Raw genomic sequence first — 16,553 nt, forward strand, 5'->3', positions numbered from 1 at the left:
TTTCTGCACATGCGTATCGCCATCATCGGTGCGGGGCTCGCGGGCCTGACCGCCGCCTACGAGATCCACAAGACCGACCCGAACATCCACATCGATGTCCTGGAGGCAGGTGAGCGTATCGGCGGCAAACTGTTCACCGTCCCGTTCGCCTCCGGTCCCACCGACATGGGCGCCGAGGCCTACCTGGCCACGCGCACGGATGCGACCGAGTTCTTCCACGAGCTCGGCCTGGGCGATTCGCTGGTGGCACCATCAGGTGCCCGCTCGCAGTTCTACGCCGGCGGTCAGCTGCGCCCCATGCCCCGCGGCGGTGTCATGGGCATCCCATCTTCTTCCGAGGGCCTCGAGGAGATCCTCTCTGAAAAAACCAGGGAGCTTATCGACGCTGAAGCCCTCACCGTCCCACTTGACTGGCAGGTCGGCGCGGATCAGACCGTAGGCGCGCTGGTGCGCGCGCGGTACTCCGATGAAGTGGTGGATGTTCTTGTCTCTGCACTGCTCGGTGGGGTGTACTCCTCCTCCGCCGATGACCTGGGCATTCGTGCCACTGTCCCGGCACTCGCCGCGGCATTGGACCGCCTCGCCGAATCCGGGGAGCCCGTCACCTTGAGTGGCGCGGTCAAACTCGTGGAGACCGAACGCGCCGAGGCCCGTAAGAATACTGAGACCACCCCGGTCTTCCAGACCTTCCGCGGCGGTTATGCCGAGCTGTATGAGGCCCTGGCGGATCAGTGCGGTGCGGATATCCACCTGGATAGCTTCGTCTCTGCGATCACCTCCGCCAACGGCGCCGGCTTCCAGATCAAGGGTGGGGGAGAGGGCACCTATGACCGTGTGATCCTCGCGGTTCCCGCCCCGACGGCCGCGGTGCTGCTGCGTGATCTGGCACCCACCGCCGGACCTCACCTCAAGGCCATCAAACTGGCCTCATCCGCTGTGGTGGGTATGAAATTCGATTCGGCCGCAGGTCTGCCGGAGGTATCCGGTGTGCTCGTGGCCATGGGTGAGCCGGATGTCACCGCCAAGGCCTTCACCTTCTCCTCCAACAAGTGGCCGCACCTGGGTGAGCGTGGTGGTGCGCTGGTGCGCGCGTCCTTCGGCCGGCTTGGTGATGAGGCCACCGCACGGATGGATGAGGATGACCTCGTGGACGCAGCCCTGGATGACCTCCAGACGATCACGGGTTTTGATGGTCGCGCCGCAGGACTGGAAGAAATCTTCGTCCAGCGCTGGTTCGGTGGTCTCCCCAGCTATGGCGTTGACCACATCGCCACCGTGGCCGCAGCCCGCACAGAAATCTCCCAGGTAGAGGGCTTGGAGGCCATCGGAGCATGGACTTCTGGTGTGGGTGTGCCCGCTGTCATCGCTGATGCCAGGGCAGCGGTCGCACGTCTGCTCGATGCATAGGTTCCTTATCTTTAATTCACGAGTATTTTTTAAGAGGTTGAATCAATACAATGGTTGACATGTCTGTTTCCACGTCGGGTACCTCCGCAAATGTTTCCCGTTCCGCCGAATGGTTTGAGAAGGCGAAGAACTTCACGCCGGGTGGTGTGAACTCCCCGGTCCGTGCCTTCGGTTCCGTCGGTGGGCAGGCCCGCTTCATCGAGAAGGCCCACGGCTCCACCCTGGTGGATGTGGACGGCAATGACTACGTGGACCTGGTGTGCTCCTGGGGCCCCATGCTCATGGGCCATGCCCACCCGGCTGTGATCGAGGCAGTGCAGAAGACCATTGTGGACGGCCTCTCCTTCGGCGCCCCCACCATCGGTGAGGTGGAACTGGCCCAGGACATCATCAAGCGCACCTCCGTGGAGGAGGTCCGCCTGGTCAACTCCGGCACCGAGGCCACCATGTCCGCGGTGCGTCTGGCCCGTGGATACACCCGTCGTTCCAAGATCCTCAAATTCGAGGGCTGCTACCACGGGCATGTGGATTCCCTCCTGGCTTCCGCGGGTTCCGGAGTGGCCACCTTCGCCCTGCCGGACTCCCCGGGCATCACCGGCGCCCAGACCCGCGACACCATCGTGGTCCCGTACAACGACATCGAAGCGGTCCGCAATGCCTTCGCCGAGTTCCCCGGCCAGATCGCCTGCATCATCGCCGAGGCGGCAGCCGGTAACATGGGCACCGTCGCACCCAGGGACAATTTCAACGACAAGCTCCTCGCGATCGCCCATGCTGATGGCGCGCTGCTCATCCTGGATGAGGTCATGACCGGCTTCCGCACCTCCTACCGCGGTTGGTACGGCGTGGACAAGGTCACCGCCGACCTGGTCACCTTCGGCAAGGTCGTCTCCGGCGGCCTGCCGGCCGCTGCCTTCGGTGGCAAGACGGAAATCATGAACATGCTGGCCCCGGAGGGGCCGGTCTACCAGGCCGGAACCCTGTCGGGCAACCCGGTGGCAGTGGCGGCCGGCCGGGCGTCGTTAAGCGCCGCGGATGAGAGCGTGTACCGCACGATTGACGCCAACGCCGACCGGCTGCACGGTCTGATTTCTGAGGCGCTTGCGCGTGAGGGCGTGGCGCATCATATCCAGCGTGCATCCAACATGCTGTCCATCCGGTTCGCGGAGGGCCCGGGGTATAACTTCACCGATATGAAGAATGCCGATACCTTCCGTTTCGCCCCATTTTTCCATGCGTTGCTGGATAACGGCATCTACGCTCCACCGAGCGTTTTCGAGACCTGGTTTGTGTCCTCGGCTCTGACCGACGATGATTTCCAGAAGATCGAGAACGCGCTGGTTCCCGCAGCGGCCGCAGCAGCAGCTGCCACCGCAGAATAAGAAACAGCAGAAAATTGAAGGGTCTGCAGCAGTCAACGGCTGCGGACTTTCCACCCCAACCTGAAGGCGACATGAGCTCCACGATTGTCCACCTCATCCGTCACGGTGAGGTACACAACCCCGAGAAGATCCTCTACGGACGGATCCCCGGCTATCACCTGTCCGAACGGGGCCGTCAACAGGCGGCCACCACGGCTGCCTCCTTCGCCGACCACGATGTGACCTACCTGGCGGCCTCGCCGCTGCAGCGTGTCCAGGAGACCGCTGAACCCTTCGCAGAGATCACCGGGCTGACTGTTCAGACCGATCATGACCTGCTGGAGGCCGGCAACCGTTTCGAGGGCCTGCGCACCAAGGGTTGGCGTTCCCAACTCTGGAATCCGGTGCGCTGGCAGTTGATGTACAACCCGCTCCAGCCCAGCTGGGGTGAGCACTACATTGATATTGAAGCCCGCGTGATGAAGGCAGTCGAGCGTGCCCGCGAGGCCGCCGAGGGCCATGAGGCGATCCTGGTCAGCCACCAGCTTCCCATCGTGTGCATCCAGCGCAGCGCCCGTGGCCAGCGCCTCTGGCACAACCCGGCCGTGCGCGAGTGCAACCTGGCATCCGTTACCTCACTGGTATTCCAGGATGATGCCATCGTGGGTGTCCACTACAACGAACCTGCACAGGAGATCTGATCAATCGTGCGTGCCTCGAAAATCTCCGCCCTCATCGGAAGTATCCTTCTCGGAGCCACCACCCTGGTGGCCTGCAGCTCGGGAGACACCGCGGGCACTGACGCCGTGGCCGTGGGCGGGACCTTCCAGTTCCATTCCCCGGGCGGGCAGATGGATATTCTCTATGACGAGGATGAGCGCCAGCCGCTGAACCAGATCAGTGGCGATTCCCTCATGGATGAGGGCACCGAGATCAACCTCGCCGATTATGAGGACCAGGTTGTGGTGCTCAATGCGTGGGGCCAGTGGTGTGCACCGTGCCGTTCCGAGTCAGATGATCTCCAGATCATCCATGAGGAACTTCAGTCCGCAGGAGAGGGTGACACTCCGGGCGGCACCGTCCTGGGCATCAACGTCCGTGACTACTCCCGTGACATCGCACAGGACTTCACCACGGACAACGGCCTGACCTTCCCCAGCATCTATGACCCACCCTTCATGACAGCCGCCCTGCTCGGCGGCGTGCCCGCCTCGGTCATCCCGACCACGATCGTTCTGGATAAACAGCACCGCCCGGCAGCGGTGTTCCTCCGCGAGATCACCTATGACGAGATCCTCGAGGTGGCCCTGCCGCTGGTGGAAGAGGCCTGACACCATGAATGAGATGATTCTGGCCCAGGGTATCGGAGCTCAGTTCGCCGACATGGTCGGGTCCGGACCGTTGTTCCTCGGCATTCTCGCCGCGCTGGCCGCAGGTCTTGTCTCCTTCGCCAGCCCATGCGTGGTGCCACTCGTCCCCGGTTATATCTCCTACCTGGCAGGTGTTGTCGGAGGTGAAGTGGAGTACAGTTCCGGCGGCACCAAGGTGAAAACCAAACGCGTGCAGGTCGGTACCGCAGCCCTGCTGTTCATCCTCGGGTTCACCGTGGTGTTCGTCCTGGCCACCGTCACCGTGTTCGGTGCGATCAGCATGCTCACCCTCAACGCTGAGACCCTCATGCGGGTCGGCGGTGTGATCACCATCCTCATGGGACTGGTGTTCATGGGCATGGTGCCGGCACTCCAACGCGATACCCGCATGGCCCCGAAACGGTGGACCACCTGGCTGGGTGCCCCGCTGCTGGGAGGTGTGTTCGCCCTCGGGTGGACACCCTGCCTGGGACCGACCCTGGCTGCGATCATTTCCGTCTCCGCCGGTACCGAGGGCATGACCGCCCTGCGCGGTGTTGTCCTCATCCTGGGCTACTGCATGGGTCTGGGCCTGCCTTTCCTGCTCATCGCGCTGGGTTCCTCCCGGGCGATCACGGGTGTGGAATGGCTGCGCAAACATTCCCGCAGAATCCAGATCTTCGGTGGCGCCATGCTGATCCTCGTGGGCGTGGCACTGCTGTCCGGAACCTGGGCCCTGTTCATCAACTGGGTCCGCCAGTGGACCCTGGAGTACGGCGCCACCCTGATCTAGTGATGTAACTGGTGCGCCTGAACAGAAGTTTCAGTGGGGCACCGCCTCCATGGATGTGGTGGCCCAGACTACGACATCAGTACTGATCCAGCCGCAATGACCGTTAAGAACCCCCAAGTCAGAATTATAGGAAGAGAACCGGCAACGACAATGCTCAAAACCGTGAAGGTCTACGCTAAGAAATCCTGGAATTGGCTGACCAGCATGCGTACCGCACTGGCGTTGTTGTTCCTCCTGGCCATCGCCGCCATCCCGGGCGCCCTGTTGCCACAGCGGTCACTCAATGAATCCAACGTGATCGAGTACCTCCAGAACAACGGGCGCCTGGCTGAGTTCTATGACCGGCTCCAGCTTTTCGACGTATTCTCCTCAACCTGGTTCACCGCCATCTACATGCTGCTGTTGATCTCGCTGGTGGGTTGTATCCTCCCGCGTTCATGGGATCACTACAAGGCGATGAAGACCCCGGTGGTGCGTGCCCCACGCAACCTCGCCCGCCTGCAGCACCACGGCGAAGGCGTGATAACCAAGCCTGTCGACGAGGTGGAGAAGGACGCCCTGCGCCTGCTCAAGGGATGGAAAACCAACACCTTCACCGCCAAGGAGGACCGTGCCGGTGCGCGGTCCATCTCCGCGGAACGGGGTTATATCCGCGAGTTCTTCAACCTGGTGTTCCACCTGGGCATCGTGGGCATGATCGTCACCGCGGGTCTGGGCAGGATCTTCTACTACGAAGGCCACGTCATCGTGGTCACCGACGGTGAGCAGCATTCCCAGGACTCGGTGTTCTGCAACACCGCCACCGCGAACTATGACTCCTTCCGTGCGGGTGCGAACTTCGACGGCACCGGCCTGACCACTTTCTGCTTCGAGGCGCATGATTTCTCCGCGGATTATCTCCCCAACGGACAGGCTGAGATGTTCCGCTCCAATATCTCCTACGCCATGGGCGATGACATCTTCACTGATCCAGAGACCTGGACCGATTATGAGCTGCGTGTGAACCACCCGCTGCGCATCGAGGGTGACCGTGTGTACCTCCAGGGGCATGGCTTCGCACCGACCTTCACCGTTGCCTGGCCGAACGGTGAGACCCGCACCCAGACCGTGCAGTGGCGCCCGGATGACCCGACCTTCTTCCTGTCCTCAGGTGTCATGCGATTCGACCCACCCGCTGGCGTCTACCCGGATCTGTACGAACGCCGTCAGAACCAGCTGGCCATCCAGGGACTGTTCGCACCGACCGCTGAATGGGGTGGCGACAACGGTGAGCTGCTCACCTCTGCCTACCCGGCGATGCGTGACCCGGCGGTGGCAATTGACATCTACCGCGGGGACAACGGTCTGGACACCGGTGTGGGGCAGAATATCTTCAGCCTGGATCCCTCCCTGATGCACAGCGGCCAGTTGCAGAAGCTCGAACGCGTCAACCTCGAGGTCGGGGACACCGTCACCCTGGATGACGGCACCGAGATCACCTTCGACGGGGCATCGGAATTCGCCAACTACCAGATCAGTAAGGACCCCACCCAGATCTGGGTGCTGGTGACCACCACGATCGCCCTGCTGGCGCTGGTTGGTTCCCTCATGGTCCGTCGCCGTCGCATCTGGGTCCGCCTCTATCCTCAGCCAGATGGCACCACCCGCGTGGAAACCGGTGGCCTTGCCCGCACCGACCGCGCAGGCTGGGGTTCGGAATACGAGGACTTCCATGATGAACTCCTCGGAATCACCAGAGAGGATGACGATGAAGAGGTCTACTTCGATGACGATGACCGCGATTAAGCCCTGACCACACGCACCTGCACCATCCCCGGCCCCCTATGTCTGAGCATTAGTTGAGCCCAGGCATCAGGGGGTAGGGTGTCAATAAAATCCCAAACATTTTCAACGAATAGGGTGGATGAATCCATGCCGGTCAATCAGACCTACGCAACATTCTCGGACACTGCCTTCGGAACCGCCTTCATCATTTATGCATTGGCGCTGATCCTGTCCCTGGTCTACTACGTGAAAATCCAGGGTGTCATCGATGCCCGTCGTGAAGCATCACGCGTCAAGCAGCTGGTCACCGCAGGCGGTGCCGGCAACGCCGAGGATGAGACCTACCTCAATGATGATCATGATCTGCCCGGCGCAGCCGATGTCAAGGATGGCATCGTGGCCGATGATGAGCTGGAGGCCCGCCAGGCCACCGCCCGCAAGCTGGCCAACATGACGCAGTCCCTGGTCTGGCTGGGTGTGATCGTCCACCTGGTGTCCGTGGTGCTGCGGGGACTGTCCGCGGACCGTTTCCCGTTCGGCAACCTGTATGAGTACATCCTCGTGATCACCTTCTGTGCGATGGTGATGGCCGCGTTCCTGCTGCAGCGCCCGCAGCTGCGCGTGATGTGGCCCTGGGTGATCACCCCGATGATCGCCCTGCTGTTCTACGGTGGCACGGCCCTGTACTCCGACTCCGCTCCGGTGGTTCCGGCGCTGCAGTCCTTCTGGTTCCCGATCCACGTCTCCTCGGTATCCATCGGTGCCTCCATCGGCATGGTCTCGGGTATCGCCTCACTGCTGTACCTGCTGCGCATGTGGCAGCCCAAGGGCCGTGAAAAGGGCTTCTTCGGTGGGGTGGCCAAGCCGCTGCCCTCCGCCAAGACCCTGGACAACCTGGCCTATAAAACCGCCATCTGGACTGTCCCGATCTTCGGTCTGGGTATCATCCTCGGTGCCATCTGGGCGGAAGCTGCCTGGGGTAGGTTCTGGGGCTGGGACCCGAAGGAGACCGTTTCCTTCATCACCTGGATCCTCTACGCCGGTTATCTCCACGCCCGTGCCACAGCCGGATGGCGTGACTCCAAGGCTGCGTGGATCAACATCCTGGCCCTGGCGACCATGATCTTTAACCTGTTTTTCATCAATATGGTCGTCTCCGGCCTGCACTCCTACGCAGGACTGAACTAGAGATAAGAGGCCAAGGGCGGTCTGAGGGAAGCTGATATAGCTTCCGTTCAGACCGCCCTTGTGTTTTCGTTCAAGGTTAGGCTGGGCCATGAGAACACCAGGAGGTTCATCATGTCAGAAAACAGCACACCCACCACCCAGCTGATCGAAGAAGGCGAACTCTTCGATACCAAACAGATGTCCGCCACCGGCAGCGCCATGATGCCGCGGCACCGGCCGTCCCGGGAGTCCGCGCTCATCGTGACAGAAGGCCAGTGCATCGTGGCCTTCGACGACTTCAACCGCACACTCGGCCAGGGGGATGCCCTTATTCTTCCGGAAGGCATGTGGCACTCCGTGCAGGCGGATCCGGCGTTCACGGCTGTGCACATCATGCCGAAAGGTATCCGGTTCACCTTCTCCAGCTAGGCACCGGTGAAGCAGGGTGGTGGGACCTGCATAACGTCACAAGAAGTCGGTGAAAAGGGGGAGTTTTCACCGACTTCTTGTGACGTTATGCAGGAAAGGGGGCCCCGGTCACCATGGGGAAGCCGGTCTAACAGCAGTGACGCTCACCGGGATCTGACATCGTGGCCGTGCTCAATTCGCGCTGTCGAAGATCCTGGCCACATTGTCTGCGTTTTCCTCATGCAGGGAGTAATAGGCCCACTTGCCGTCCTGCTCACGGGTGACAAGCTGGGCGCCCAGCAGTTTCTTCATATGGTGGGTCACCGTGGGTGCGGAGATGCTCAGTGCCTGCGACAGAGCATTGGAACTGATCCTGTTGTCTTCCCGGGTGGCGATGATGTAGAGGATGGACAACCGTGTTGGATCGGAGAGCGCCTTGAAGAAGCTGCTGGCCTTCTCGGTGTGCTGAAGAACACCGGAGGGAACCTGCACCGGCTGGGGCGTCTGGCCCGAGGGGCGAGGCGGCAGGGAGATCGCAGAAGTCATTCACTCACTATAGAGGTATGCATAACCTAAGTGGGGCAGAGGGTGCTTGAAAATTAAGGCTTGGGATCCTCATCCTCGGTGGGTGCCTCCGGGGTGCTCTCTGGCTCCTGGTAGCGCTCCCTGGTCCGTTTGATCCGTTCCTCTTCTTCCTGTCGCGCAGCCTCCTGTGCGCGACGCTGCTTGAAACGGGTCTTCTCGATGTTCCAGAGGAATTCCTCATCATCGTCCGGCCCCTTGATGGGCTTTGGTGCCGGTGTTGCCCCCATCTGCTGCTGGTTGCGCTTCCAGGTGGATGGCTTGAAGGCCATCCAGATGAGTACAACAGCTGCGATGATGAGCAGTAGTAATAGAAGCCGTCCCACCGTTCTCCTCCTGCTAGTAGTGTTTCCCCTCTACAATACGGAAAACCGCTGTTGAGGCGGTGCATCAGGTCCCGTAATTCTTGAGTGTGCGACACGGTTGAGTAGGGTTGATAGATGTGAGTGAGTCCATCAGCAACCAGCCCCCAGTGCTTGACCAGAAGGTTCAGCGCTCCGCCCGCAGGAATGTCTTCATTTATGGAGCTGCACGTATCCTGCTGTTCATTGTTCTCACCGCCGTCATCCACGGCATCGCGCTGTTGATCAGCTCCCCGGTTCCGCTGTTGATTTCCGCGATGTTGGCGCTGATCGTGGCGTTCCCCTTATCCATGTTGGCCTTTGACAGCCTGCGCATGAATGCCACCTCCGCTGTGGCCCAGTGGGATGCCCAGCGCAAGGCACACAAGGCCTGGGTGCAGAGTGAGCTGGCGGATCGTTAGACGCTCGAGACCCAGAACAGATGAATGGGGCTGTACGGAGAGCAATGGATATTGCTCTCCGTACAGCCCCATTCATTCTCTACTAGCCCAGGAACGCCAACGTAACCGCAGTGATCAGTGCCCACACCGCCATGCCCCGGCCTGTCCCGCCGATCACCGGGATGAGCTCCCGGCCCACCGCTCCCCGGAGTATGGGGCGGGCAGCGGTGATCACCAGCGGCAGCGCCACCAGGCCCAGGAGTGCAAAGGGTGTGGCTGTGGCCAGGGCCAGGGACATCAGAAACGGCATGGATACCAGTGCCATGTAGAGCCTGCGGGCACCGCGGTCACCGAGGCGAACCGCGAGGGTGATCTTGCCGGCCTGCGCATCGGTGGGGATATCGCGGATGTTGTTGGCCAGGTTCACGCCCGCGGAGATGGATCCCACACCCACGGCGGCGGCCAGACCCTGCCAGCTGATCGAACCGGTCTGGGTGAATTCGGTTCCCAGGACTGCCACGAGACCGAAGAACACGAAGACGGCGACCTCGCCCAATCCCATGTATCCATAGGGTGTGGAGCCACCGGTGTAGAACCAGGCACCCAGCACACAGAAGATCCCGATGAGCACCAACCACCAGGCGCTGCTCAGGCTGAGTACCAGACCCGCGATGCCTGCCACACCGAAGGCGATGAATGCCGCCCGCTTCACCTGGTGGGGCCTGGCCACTCCGGATCCGGTCAGGCGTAGTGGTCCGGTGCGGTCCTCATCTGTTCCCTTGATTCCATCGGAGTAGTCATTGGCGTAGTTCACGCCGATGATCAGTGCCCAGGCCACCACGAGTGCGAGTAGGGCTTTCCACCAGACGAATCCGCCGTGGAGGGCAGCGACACCGGAACCTGCGAATACGGGGGCGAAGGCGTTGGCCCAGGTGCGGGGACGGGCGCCCTCCAACCACTGGGCGGGGGTTGCAGGGGGTTGATGTGGAACGGTCGACGACATTCCACCATCTTCCCCCATCCGACTGCTTTGATCGAAATGACCGGCGGTGGATCGCGCGGTGGAGAACTGCTCATACACCGCTGACGTGACCGGCACCGCACCGGCACGGTCGGTCGGAAATCCTGCTGTGGCGCTATTGTGTTCTGGGTAAGGATATTCCCCGGAATCTGATGGCTAGTGGAGGTGACGCGCAAACCCATGTGGATCAGTTATGTGATCAGGCAGGTGGCAAGCACGTTCCTCACCCTGCTGCGGATGCTTCCCCTGGCGGTGCTCAACAGGTTCTCCCGTCGGCAGATTCCTTTTGATGGGGATGTCGTGGTTTCGCTCACCACTCATGGAAAACGTCTCAACCAGGCTTATTTCACCATTGAGTCCATCGCCCGGGGGCATCAGAAAGCGCCGATTGTGCTCTGGTTGGATGAACCCGATTTCAACTCTGAGTGGCCGGACACCATCAGGCGTCTGGTGAAACGTGGACTCAAAGTCCGGTGCAGCGACGGGATGTACGGACCACACACCAAATACTGGAACCTCTTCCGCCTGGTGCAGGGCACCGGTGTCCGGGTGGTCACGGTCGATGATGACATGATCTACCCGGAGTGGTTCCTGCAACGCCTCCAGTTCATCGGCGATCTGCGCAATGATGCGGTGGTCGCCTACCGCGCCCACCGCATTGAGCTTCGCGACGAAAAGATGCTCCCGTACGTCAAATGGACCGCGGCAGACACCTCGGAGGCCTCGTTCCTCCACTTCGCCACGGGTGTTTCCGGTGTGCTCTACCCGACGAGCTTCATTGATTATGTGGTGGAGCAGGGTGATGTTTTCCTGGAGACCTGCAAACGCGCCGATGATGTGTGGCTGCATGTGTGTGCGCTGCGTTCCGGGCATCCGGTTCGGCAGGTCTATGCCCAGCCCCGGCACTTCGCGGTGGTGCCCACGACCCAGGTTGGGGCGCTGGTGGTGGGCAATACTCTCATGGGTGGCAATGATGAACAGATCGCCCGGGTCTACGGCGATGAGGACATCGCCCGGTTGGTCGAAGCCAGCCGGGTCGAGGACTGACGTCAGAACAGCGTGGTGATCGCCCTACGGTCCACCTTGCCCGGTCCGATCATGGGCAGGGCTTCCACATGCTTGAGCTGCTTGGGTAGCTGCCAGCGGGGCAGGTCTGAGAGTCCCCGGATAACTTCGGCTGGGGAGGGGGTCCCTGCATATGCCGCCACGATCGCCTGGCCCAGACGCTGATCGGGAATGCCCAGGACGCAGGCGCCGGTTACTCCCTCCAGGTCGGTGATGGCCTTTTCCAAGACCTCGGGGTGGAGTTTCAATCCGCCGGAATCGATCATGGAATCGAGGCGGCCCATGACGGTGAGGTGGTCGTCGACAAGCGTCCCGGTGTCGGAGGTGCGGAACCAGCCGGGCTCCGCAAAGTCCTCGTGGTTGGGGGCGTTGCGGTAGCCGTCGGCGATCATGGGGCCGCCGAGCTCAATGTGGGCATCGCGCACGCGTATGCGGGCGCCGGGGATGGCCTGGCCGTCATAGACGCAGCCGCCGGATGTTTCTGAGGACCCATAGGTGGTGACCACCGTGATCTCGAGTGCCTCCGCCGCCTCCAGTGTCTGGCGGGAGGTGGCGGCGCCGCCGACGAGGATGGCGTCAAAGAGACGGAGTGCCTCGATGCCCTCCAGTGAATCCATGGCTTTGATCAGCTGCATGGGGGTGAGGGAGGTGTAGACGCGGTCATCGGTTTCACGGAGTTCCCGGGCGGCGGTGGCGAAGTCGGGGATGTGGAAACCGTCGCTGAGGTCGAGTGCCAAAGGTTCCACCCCGGCGATGAGCGCGCGGATGAGAACCTGCATCCCGGCGATGTGGTGGGCGGGCATGGCGAGCAACCACTGGCCTTCGCCGCCGAGGTACTGGTGTGTGGCGTCGGCGGAGCTGACCAGATTGCCGGGGGTCAGCTGCGCCCCCTTGGGGGTGCCGGTGGATCCGGACGTGGCCATGACCAACGCGATGTGCGGATCAATCGGTTGGCCTGCGCGCTGTGACTCCCGGAGCAGCTGGGCGCGCGGGCGGTCCCGGGCGGGGATCGGGAGGAAGGTGCGCCTGCCTGCGATGGCATCCTCGAGGTCGCTGAGTATGGCCACGGGATTGGCGGGGTCAATAGGCAACGGTTCGAGGATGCGGGTGTTCATGGTTGAAAAGTGTAGTGGGAAGACAGGACAACACCGATCAGGCGCCGTGGGACGGGCGTGATCGGTGTCGTTGAACGGAAGGGTTGCTTCCGGGTTTTCCGGTGTTCGTATTAGGCGTTGACGAGCTCGCGGTCGGTGGTGTGTGAGGCCTTGTTCTTGGCCAGCAGCGCGTCGACGCTCCACGCGCCGGCGCCGACGGCGGCGAAGGCGAGCATGCCGGCACCGATGGCACCGACCAGCTCCCAGCCACCGTTGGCAGCGAAGATGCCGAAGCTGATGTGGGCGAAGACGGCTGCGCCGAGCATGACCAGGGCGACGATGATGGCCACGATGCGGGTGAACGCGCCGAGGAGGATCATGATGCCGCCGATGAGCTCGATGGCGCCGACAGCAGGAGCGGCGATGCTGGCTGCGGGGACACCGATGGAGTCGAAGAATCCGGTGATGCCTTCCAGGCCGGTGATGGCGAACTTATCCCAGCCGTGGGCGATGAGAATGACACCCAGCAGGACGCGGGAGATGAGCAGGGCGATTTCCTTAGTTGTTGACATAGGCAACAAAGTTACGGGCAATTGCTTGCCGTGTCAACTATTTGGGGTTTGTGCTGGTGGTGGGATTATTTAGGCGCCGAGGGGGCCTGCCTGATTGGCCGACTTTCCTACGTGCGCCCTCATTCGGGACAGGAAAAACCCTGGCCGAAGGAAATGTTCCCCGGCCAGGGTTGGCCATCTGAGGGGCTGCGCGGCCACCAATCAGACGTGAATGAGAGTTGATGCGGGATCCCCGCCAAGGGCTTATACCTCGGTGCCGAAGATGTCCCAGCTGAAGTACTGGTGGATTGTGGACTTGGTTACCCAGAGAATGCCCACCGCCACGGACATGATGATGATGCCGAAACATATGGTGGCCGCCGCTTTGCCGAAGGGGCTGGCATGGTGGGTGACGGTGCCATCGGCGGTCACGGCGGAGGGGCCATGCGCCAGGCGGATACCCAGAGCGAACAATGCAGGCAGGCCGGCTCCCAGTAGGAGCCCCACCAGGGTGACATCCACCAGGCTGCCGAAAAGATTGCTGAAGTTCATCTACTTGGTCCCTTCGATGGTGGTGTTCCGGCTGGTGACCGCGGATGCGTCAACCTCCAGTGGGTGGGAAGCGACTGGAATGCCGGATACGTCAACAGCTGCCTGCTTCTTGGCAGGGGTCACCCCGTTGGATTCCTCATCCCAATCCTCATTGACATTGCTCGGGTCGATGGGATCCCTGCGGGAGTAGAGCCACATATAGGCGGACAGCCCGATCAGGATGGCGAAGGCAACCAGGACACCCAGCAGATCCGAGGTGAACATGCCGATGCCGTGTGCGATCCACCAGCAGATGATGCCCACCAGAGCGGACATCGGCAGGGTGATCAGCCAGGCAAGCGCCATGCGACCAGCGACAGACCAGCGAACCGATGCCCCGGAGCGGCCGATTCCGGTGCCCATGATGGAGCCAGTGGCCACGTGGGTGGTGGACAGTGCCATGCCGAAGTGGGAGGAGGTGAGGATGATAGCTGCGGAGGAGGTCTCGGCGGCCATGCCCTGGGGGGAATCGATCTCCACGAGCCCCTTGCCCAGGGTGCGGATGACACGCCAACCACCCAGGTAGGTGCCGAAGGCAATGAAGAAGGCACAGGAAGCCTTCACCCAGAAGGGGATGTCAGCATCCGTGCCCACATTGCCGGTGGCCACCAGAGCCAGGAAGATGACGCCCATTGTCTTCTGGGCATCGTTGGTTCCATGCGCCAGGGAAACCAGGGAGGCGGAGCCGATCTGGCCCCAGCGGAAGTAGCGGTTCTTGTCTTTCTCGGCGACGGTCTTGGTCAGTGCGTAGACCGCGAAGGTGCCGATGGCGGCCACCAGTCCAGCAACCACGGGCGCTGCCAGTGCGGGCAGGATCATCTTGGCCAGAACTCCATCCCACACCACACCTCCGAAGCCGAGGGAGGCGATCGCAGCGCCGATGAGGCCACCGAATAGTGCATGGGAGGAGCTTGAGGGGATACCCAGCAGCCAGGTCAGCAGGTTCCAGAGAATGGCACCGATGAGACCTGCGAATACCACCAGGAGCAGTTGGTGTGAATCCCAGGGGTTGGAGAGGTCGAATTGGTCAAGGTCCACAATGCCTCTGGCCACGGTGGCGGCAACCTCAACGGAGAGGAATGCGCCAACGAGGTTGAGCACTGCGGACAGGGTTACAGCCACTTTGGGCTTGAGGGCGCCGGTTGCGATGGACGTGGCCATGGCATTGCCGGTGTCGTGGAATCCATTCGTGAAATCGAAGGCGAGTGCCGTCACGATCACGATCAGCAGAATTATCAACTCGGTCACGGGATAGAAGTATGCAACATTTCGGACATATTCTATTAATCCCGAAAACGGTTCTGAGCTGGGAGAGTGTTAGCTAGGGTACAGTGCCTAGCCCCGTTTTGGGGCAGGGGTGTGTACTGGGTTTCGCATGATGGTTGGTAATAGCCAAGCTTTGACATGCGCTTTTGCTGTCACGTTTTGAAGTACAGCGCAGAAACGCCGTGAACCCTATCCAAATGTTATTTGAGAACCATACAGATGAATTCTTGGTTAATTCTTTTGGTGAGGGTGGGTATGTGGGGTGGATGTTCGAACGCTCGGGCCTGCGCAAGCCGACGCAGGCCCGCATAGGCCTGCGCTGCGGCGTTCTGGTGCCGGGGACTGATACAGGTGGTTCCAAGTCCAGGTCCAGGCCCCACACCCAAGCCTTAGTAGTAGTAGGGGAACTCCGACCAGTCCGGATCACGCTTTTCCAGGAAGGACTCCTTGCCCTCGACGGCCTCATCGGTCATGTACGCCAACCGTGTGGCCTCGCCGGCGAAGACCTGCTGTCCCATCAGTCCGTCGTCGGTGAGGTTGAAGGCGAATTTCAGCATGCGCTGGGCGGTGGGGGATTTGGTGTTGATCTCGCGGGCGACCTGGATGGCTTCGTCTTCCAACAAGCCGTGGTCGGCGACGATATTCACCGCACCCATCTGCTGCATGCGTTCGGCATCGTAGGTACGTCCGAGGAAGAAGATCTCGCGGGCATATTTCTGGCCCACCATCTTGGCCAGGTAGGCGGAGCCATAACCGGCATCGAAGGATCCCACGTCGGCATCGGTCTGCTTGAAGCGGGCTTCCTGGCGGGAGGCGATGGTCAGGTCACAGACCACATGGAGGGAGTGTCCGCCACCGGCGGCCCAACCGTTGACCACCGCGATGACCACCTTCGGCATGGTGCGGATCAGGCGCTGCACCTCAAGGATGTGGAGACGGCCACCCTCGACCTTGGTGCGTGCGGCATCCACGGTGGAGGAATCGGCATGGGCATCATCGGAGTCATGGCTGGAGGCGTACTGATAACCGGAGCGGCCACGGATGCGTTGGTCACCACCGGAGCAGAATGCCCAGCCGCCGTCCTTCTCGCTGGGGCCGTTGCCGGTGAGCAGGATGGTGCCCACATCAGGGGTGCGGCGTGCGTGATCAAGGGCGCGGTACAGCTCATCCACGGTGTGGGGACGGAAGGCATTGCGTACCTCGGGGCGGTCGAAGGCGATGCGGACGGTGCCGTCGGCGCGGGTGGTGCCCACGTGGCGGTGGTAGGTGATGTCGGTGAAGTCTTCGAAGCCGGGAACCGTGGCCCACTGGGAGGAATCGAAGGGATTATCAGTGCTGTAGGTGTTCATGACTACAGCTTAGGTGGGCACCACATTTCCCCCGGGCACGTGC

18 protein-coding genes are annotated in these 16,553 nt (G+C 61.7%); 10 read left to right on the plus strand and 8 right to left on the minus strand.

The genetic code is table 11. The annotated features are described in order from the left end of the window. The first annotated feature begins 9 nt into the window (after positions 1-9). From CFAEC_RS01845 to CFAEC_RS01880, 8 genes are all read left to right on the plus strand, one after another. Complete coding sequence (locus tag CFAEC_RS01845; protein WP_290278282.1) at positions 10-1,407, plus strand: protoporphyrinogen oxidase; 1,398 nt, start codon at positions 10-12, stop codon at positions 1,405-1,407. A gap of 50 nt (positions 1,408-1,457) precedes the next feature. After that, a complete protein-coding gene (hemL, locus tag CFAEC_RS01850) occupies positions 1,458-2,789 on the plus strand; it encodes a glutamate-1-semialdehyde 2,1-aminomutase (protein WP_290278283.1) in 1,332 nt (443 codons plus the stop codon). 71 nt (positions 2,790-2,860) lie between these two features. After that, positions 2,861-3,469 (plus strand): histidine phosphatase family protein, encoded by a 609-nt coding sequence (locus CFAEC_RS01855; protein WP_290278285.1) that lies wholly within the window; start codon positions 2,861-2,863, stop codon positions 3,467-3,469. Between the two features lie 6 nt (positions 3,470-3,475). After that, positions 3,476-4,099 carry a TlpA family protein disulfide reductase gene (locus CFAEC_RS01860; protein ID WP_290278286.1) on the plus strand — a complete coding sequence of 208 codons (624 nt, stop codon included), beginning with the start codon at positions 3,476-3,478 and terminating at the stop codon, positions 4,097-4,099. Between the two features lie 4 nt (positions 4,100-4,103). After that, on the plus strand, positions 4,104-4,910 hold the full coding sequence (locus CFAEC_RS01865; RefSeq protein WP_290278287.1) for a cytochrome c biogenesis CcdA family protein: 807 nt from the start codon (positions 4,104-4,106) through the stop codon (positions 4,908-4,910). 150 nt (positions 4,911-5,060) lie between these two features. Then, a complete protein-coding gene (locus CFAEC_RS01870) occupies positions 5,061-6,695 on the plus strand; it encodes a cytochrome c biogenesis protein ResB (protein WP_290278288.1) in 1,635 nt (544 codons plus the stop codon). Between the two features lie 126 nt (positions 6,696-6,821). Then, on the plus strand, positions 6,822-7,862 hold the full coding sequence (gene ccsB, locus CFAEC_RS01875) for a c-type cytochrome biogenesis protein CcsB (RefSeq protein WP_290278289.1): 1,041 nt from the start codon (positions 6,822-6,824) through the stop codon (positions 7,860-7,862). Between the two features lie 111 nt (positions 7,863-7,973). After that, a complete protein-coding gene (locus tag CFAEC_RS01880) occupies positions 7,974-8,270 on the plus strand; it encodes a cupin domain-containing protein (protein ID WP_290278290.1) in 297 nt (98 codons plus the stop codon). 171 nt (positions 8,271-8,441) lie between these two features. On the opposite strand, the gene CFAEC_RS01885 is transcribed toward CFAEC_RS01880, so the two are convergent. Together CFAEC_RS01885 and CFAEC_RS01890 are read right to left on the minus strand one after the other, a co-directional pair. Next, positions 8,442-8,795, minus strand: coding sequence for an ArsR/SmtB family transcription factor (locus CFAEC_RS01885; RefSeq protein ID WP_290278291.1), 354 nt, complete (start codon positions 8,793-8,795; stop codon positions 8,442-8,444). Between the two features lie 53 nt (positions 8,796-8,848). Then, a complete protein-coding gene (locus tag CFAEC_RS01890; protein WP_290278292.1) occupies positions 8,849-9,157 on the minus strand; it encodes a hypothetical protein in 309 nt (102 codons plus the stop codon). Between the two features lie 107 nt (positions 9,158-9,264). Here CFAEC_RS01890 and CFAEC_RS01895 point away from each other — a divergent pair, with 107 nt between their 5' ends. Beyond that, positions 9,265-9,594, plus strand: coding sequence for a DUF4229 domain-containing protein (locus CFAEC_RS01895; RefSeq protein WP_290278293.1), 330 nt, complete (start codon positions 9,265-9,267; stop codon positions 9,592-9,594). An 82-nt stretch (positions 9,595-9,676) separates the two neighbouring features. On the opposite strand, the gene CFAEC_RS01900 is transcribed toward CFAEC_RS01895, so the two are convergent. Continuing rightward, the gene (locus CFAEC_RS01900) at positions 9,677-10,576 is read right to left on the minus strand and encodes a 1,4-dihydroxy-2-naphthoate polyprenyltransferase (protein ID WP_290278294.1); all 900 of its coding nucleotides are present in this window, start codon (positions 10,574-10,576) and stop codon (positions 9,677-9,679) included. Positions 10,577-10,774: 198 nt separating this feature from the next. Here CFAEC_RS01900 and CFAEC_RS01905 point away from each other — a divergent pair, with 198 nt between their 5' ends. After that, positions 10,775-11,641, plus strand: coding sequence for a glycosyltransferase (locus CFAEC_RS01905; protein ID WP_290278295.1), 867 nt, complete (start codon positions 10,775-10,777; stop codon positions 11,639-11,641). A 2-nt stretch (positions 11,642-11,643) separates the two neighbouring features. Here the strand turns inward: CFAEC_RS01905 and menE are convergent, their stop codons facing one another. The 5 genes from menE to CFAEC_RS01930 form a co-directional block, all read right to left on the minus strand. Continuing rightward, a complete protein-coding gene (gene menE / locus CFAEC_RS01910) occupies positions 11,644-12,774 on the minus strand; it encodes an o-succinylbenzoate--CoA ligase (RefSeq protein ID WP_290278297.1) in 1,131 nt (376 codons plus the stop codon). 110 nt (positions 12,775-12,884) lie between these two features. Continuing rightward, complete coding sequence (locus CFAEC_RS01915) at positions 12,885-13,325, minus strand: DoxX family protein (protein WP_290278299.1); 441 nt, start codon at positions 13,323-13,325, stop codon at positions 12,885-12,887. Positions 13,326-13,568: 243 nt separating this feature from the next. Next, complete coding sequence (locus CFAEC_RS01920; RefSeq protein WP_290278300.1) at positions 13,569-13,856, minus strand: hypothetical protein; 288 nt, start codon at positions 13,854-13,856, stop codon at positions 13,569-13,571. After that, positions 13,857-15,143, minus strand: a complete 1,287-nt coding sequence (locus CFAEC_RS01925) for an inorganic phosphate transporter (protein ID WP_290278301.1) — start codon at positions 15,141-15,143, stop codon at positions 13,857-13,859. A 407-nt stretch (positions 15,144-15,550) separates the two neighbouring features. Then, positions 15,551-16,510, minus strand: coding sequence for a 1,4-dihydroxy-2-naphthoyl-CoA synthase (locus CFAEC_RS01930; RefSeq protein ID WP_290278302.1), 960 nt, complete (start codon positions 16,508-16,510; stop codon positions 15,551-15,553). Positions 16,511-16,553: the final 43 nt, after the last annotated feature.

Origin of the sequence: Corynebacterium faecale, from assembly GCF_030408735.1 — a bacterium.
Lineage (GTDB): Bacteria > Actinomycetota > Actinomycetes > Mycobacteriales > Mycobacteriaceae > Corynebacterium > Corynebacterium faecale.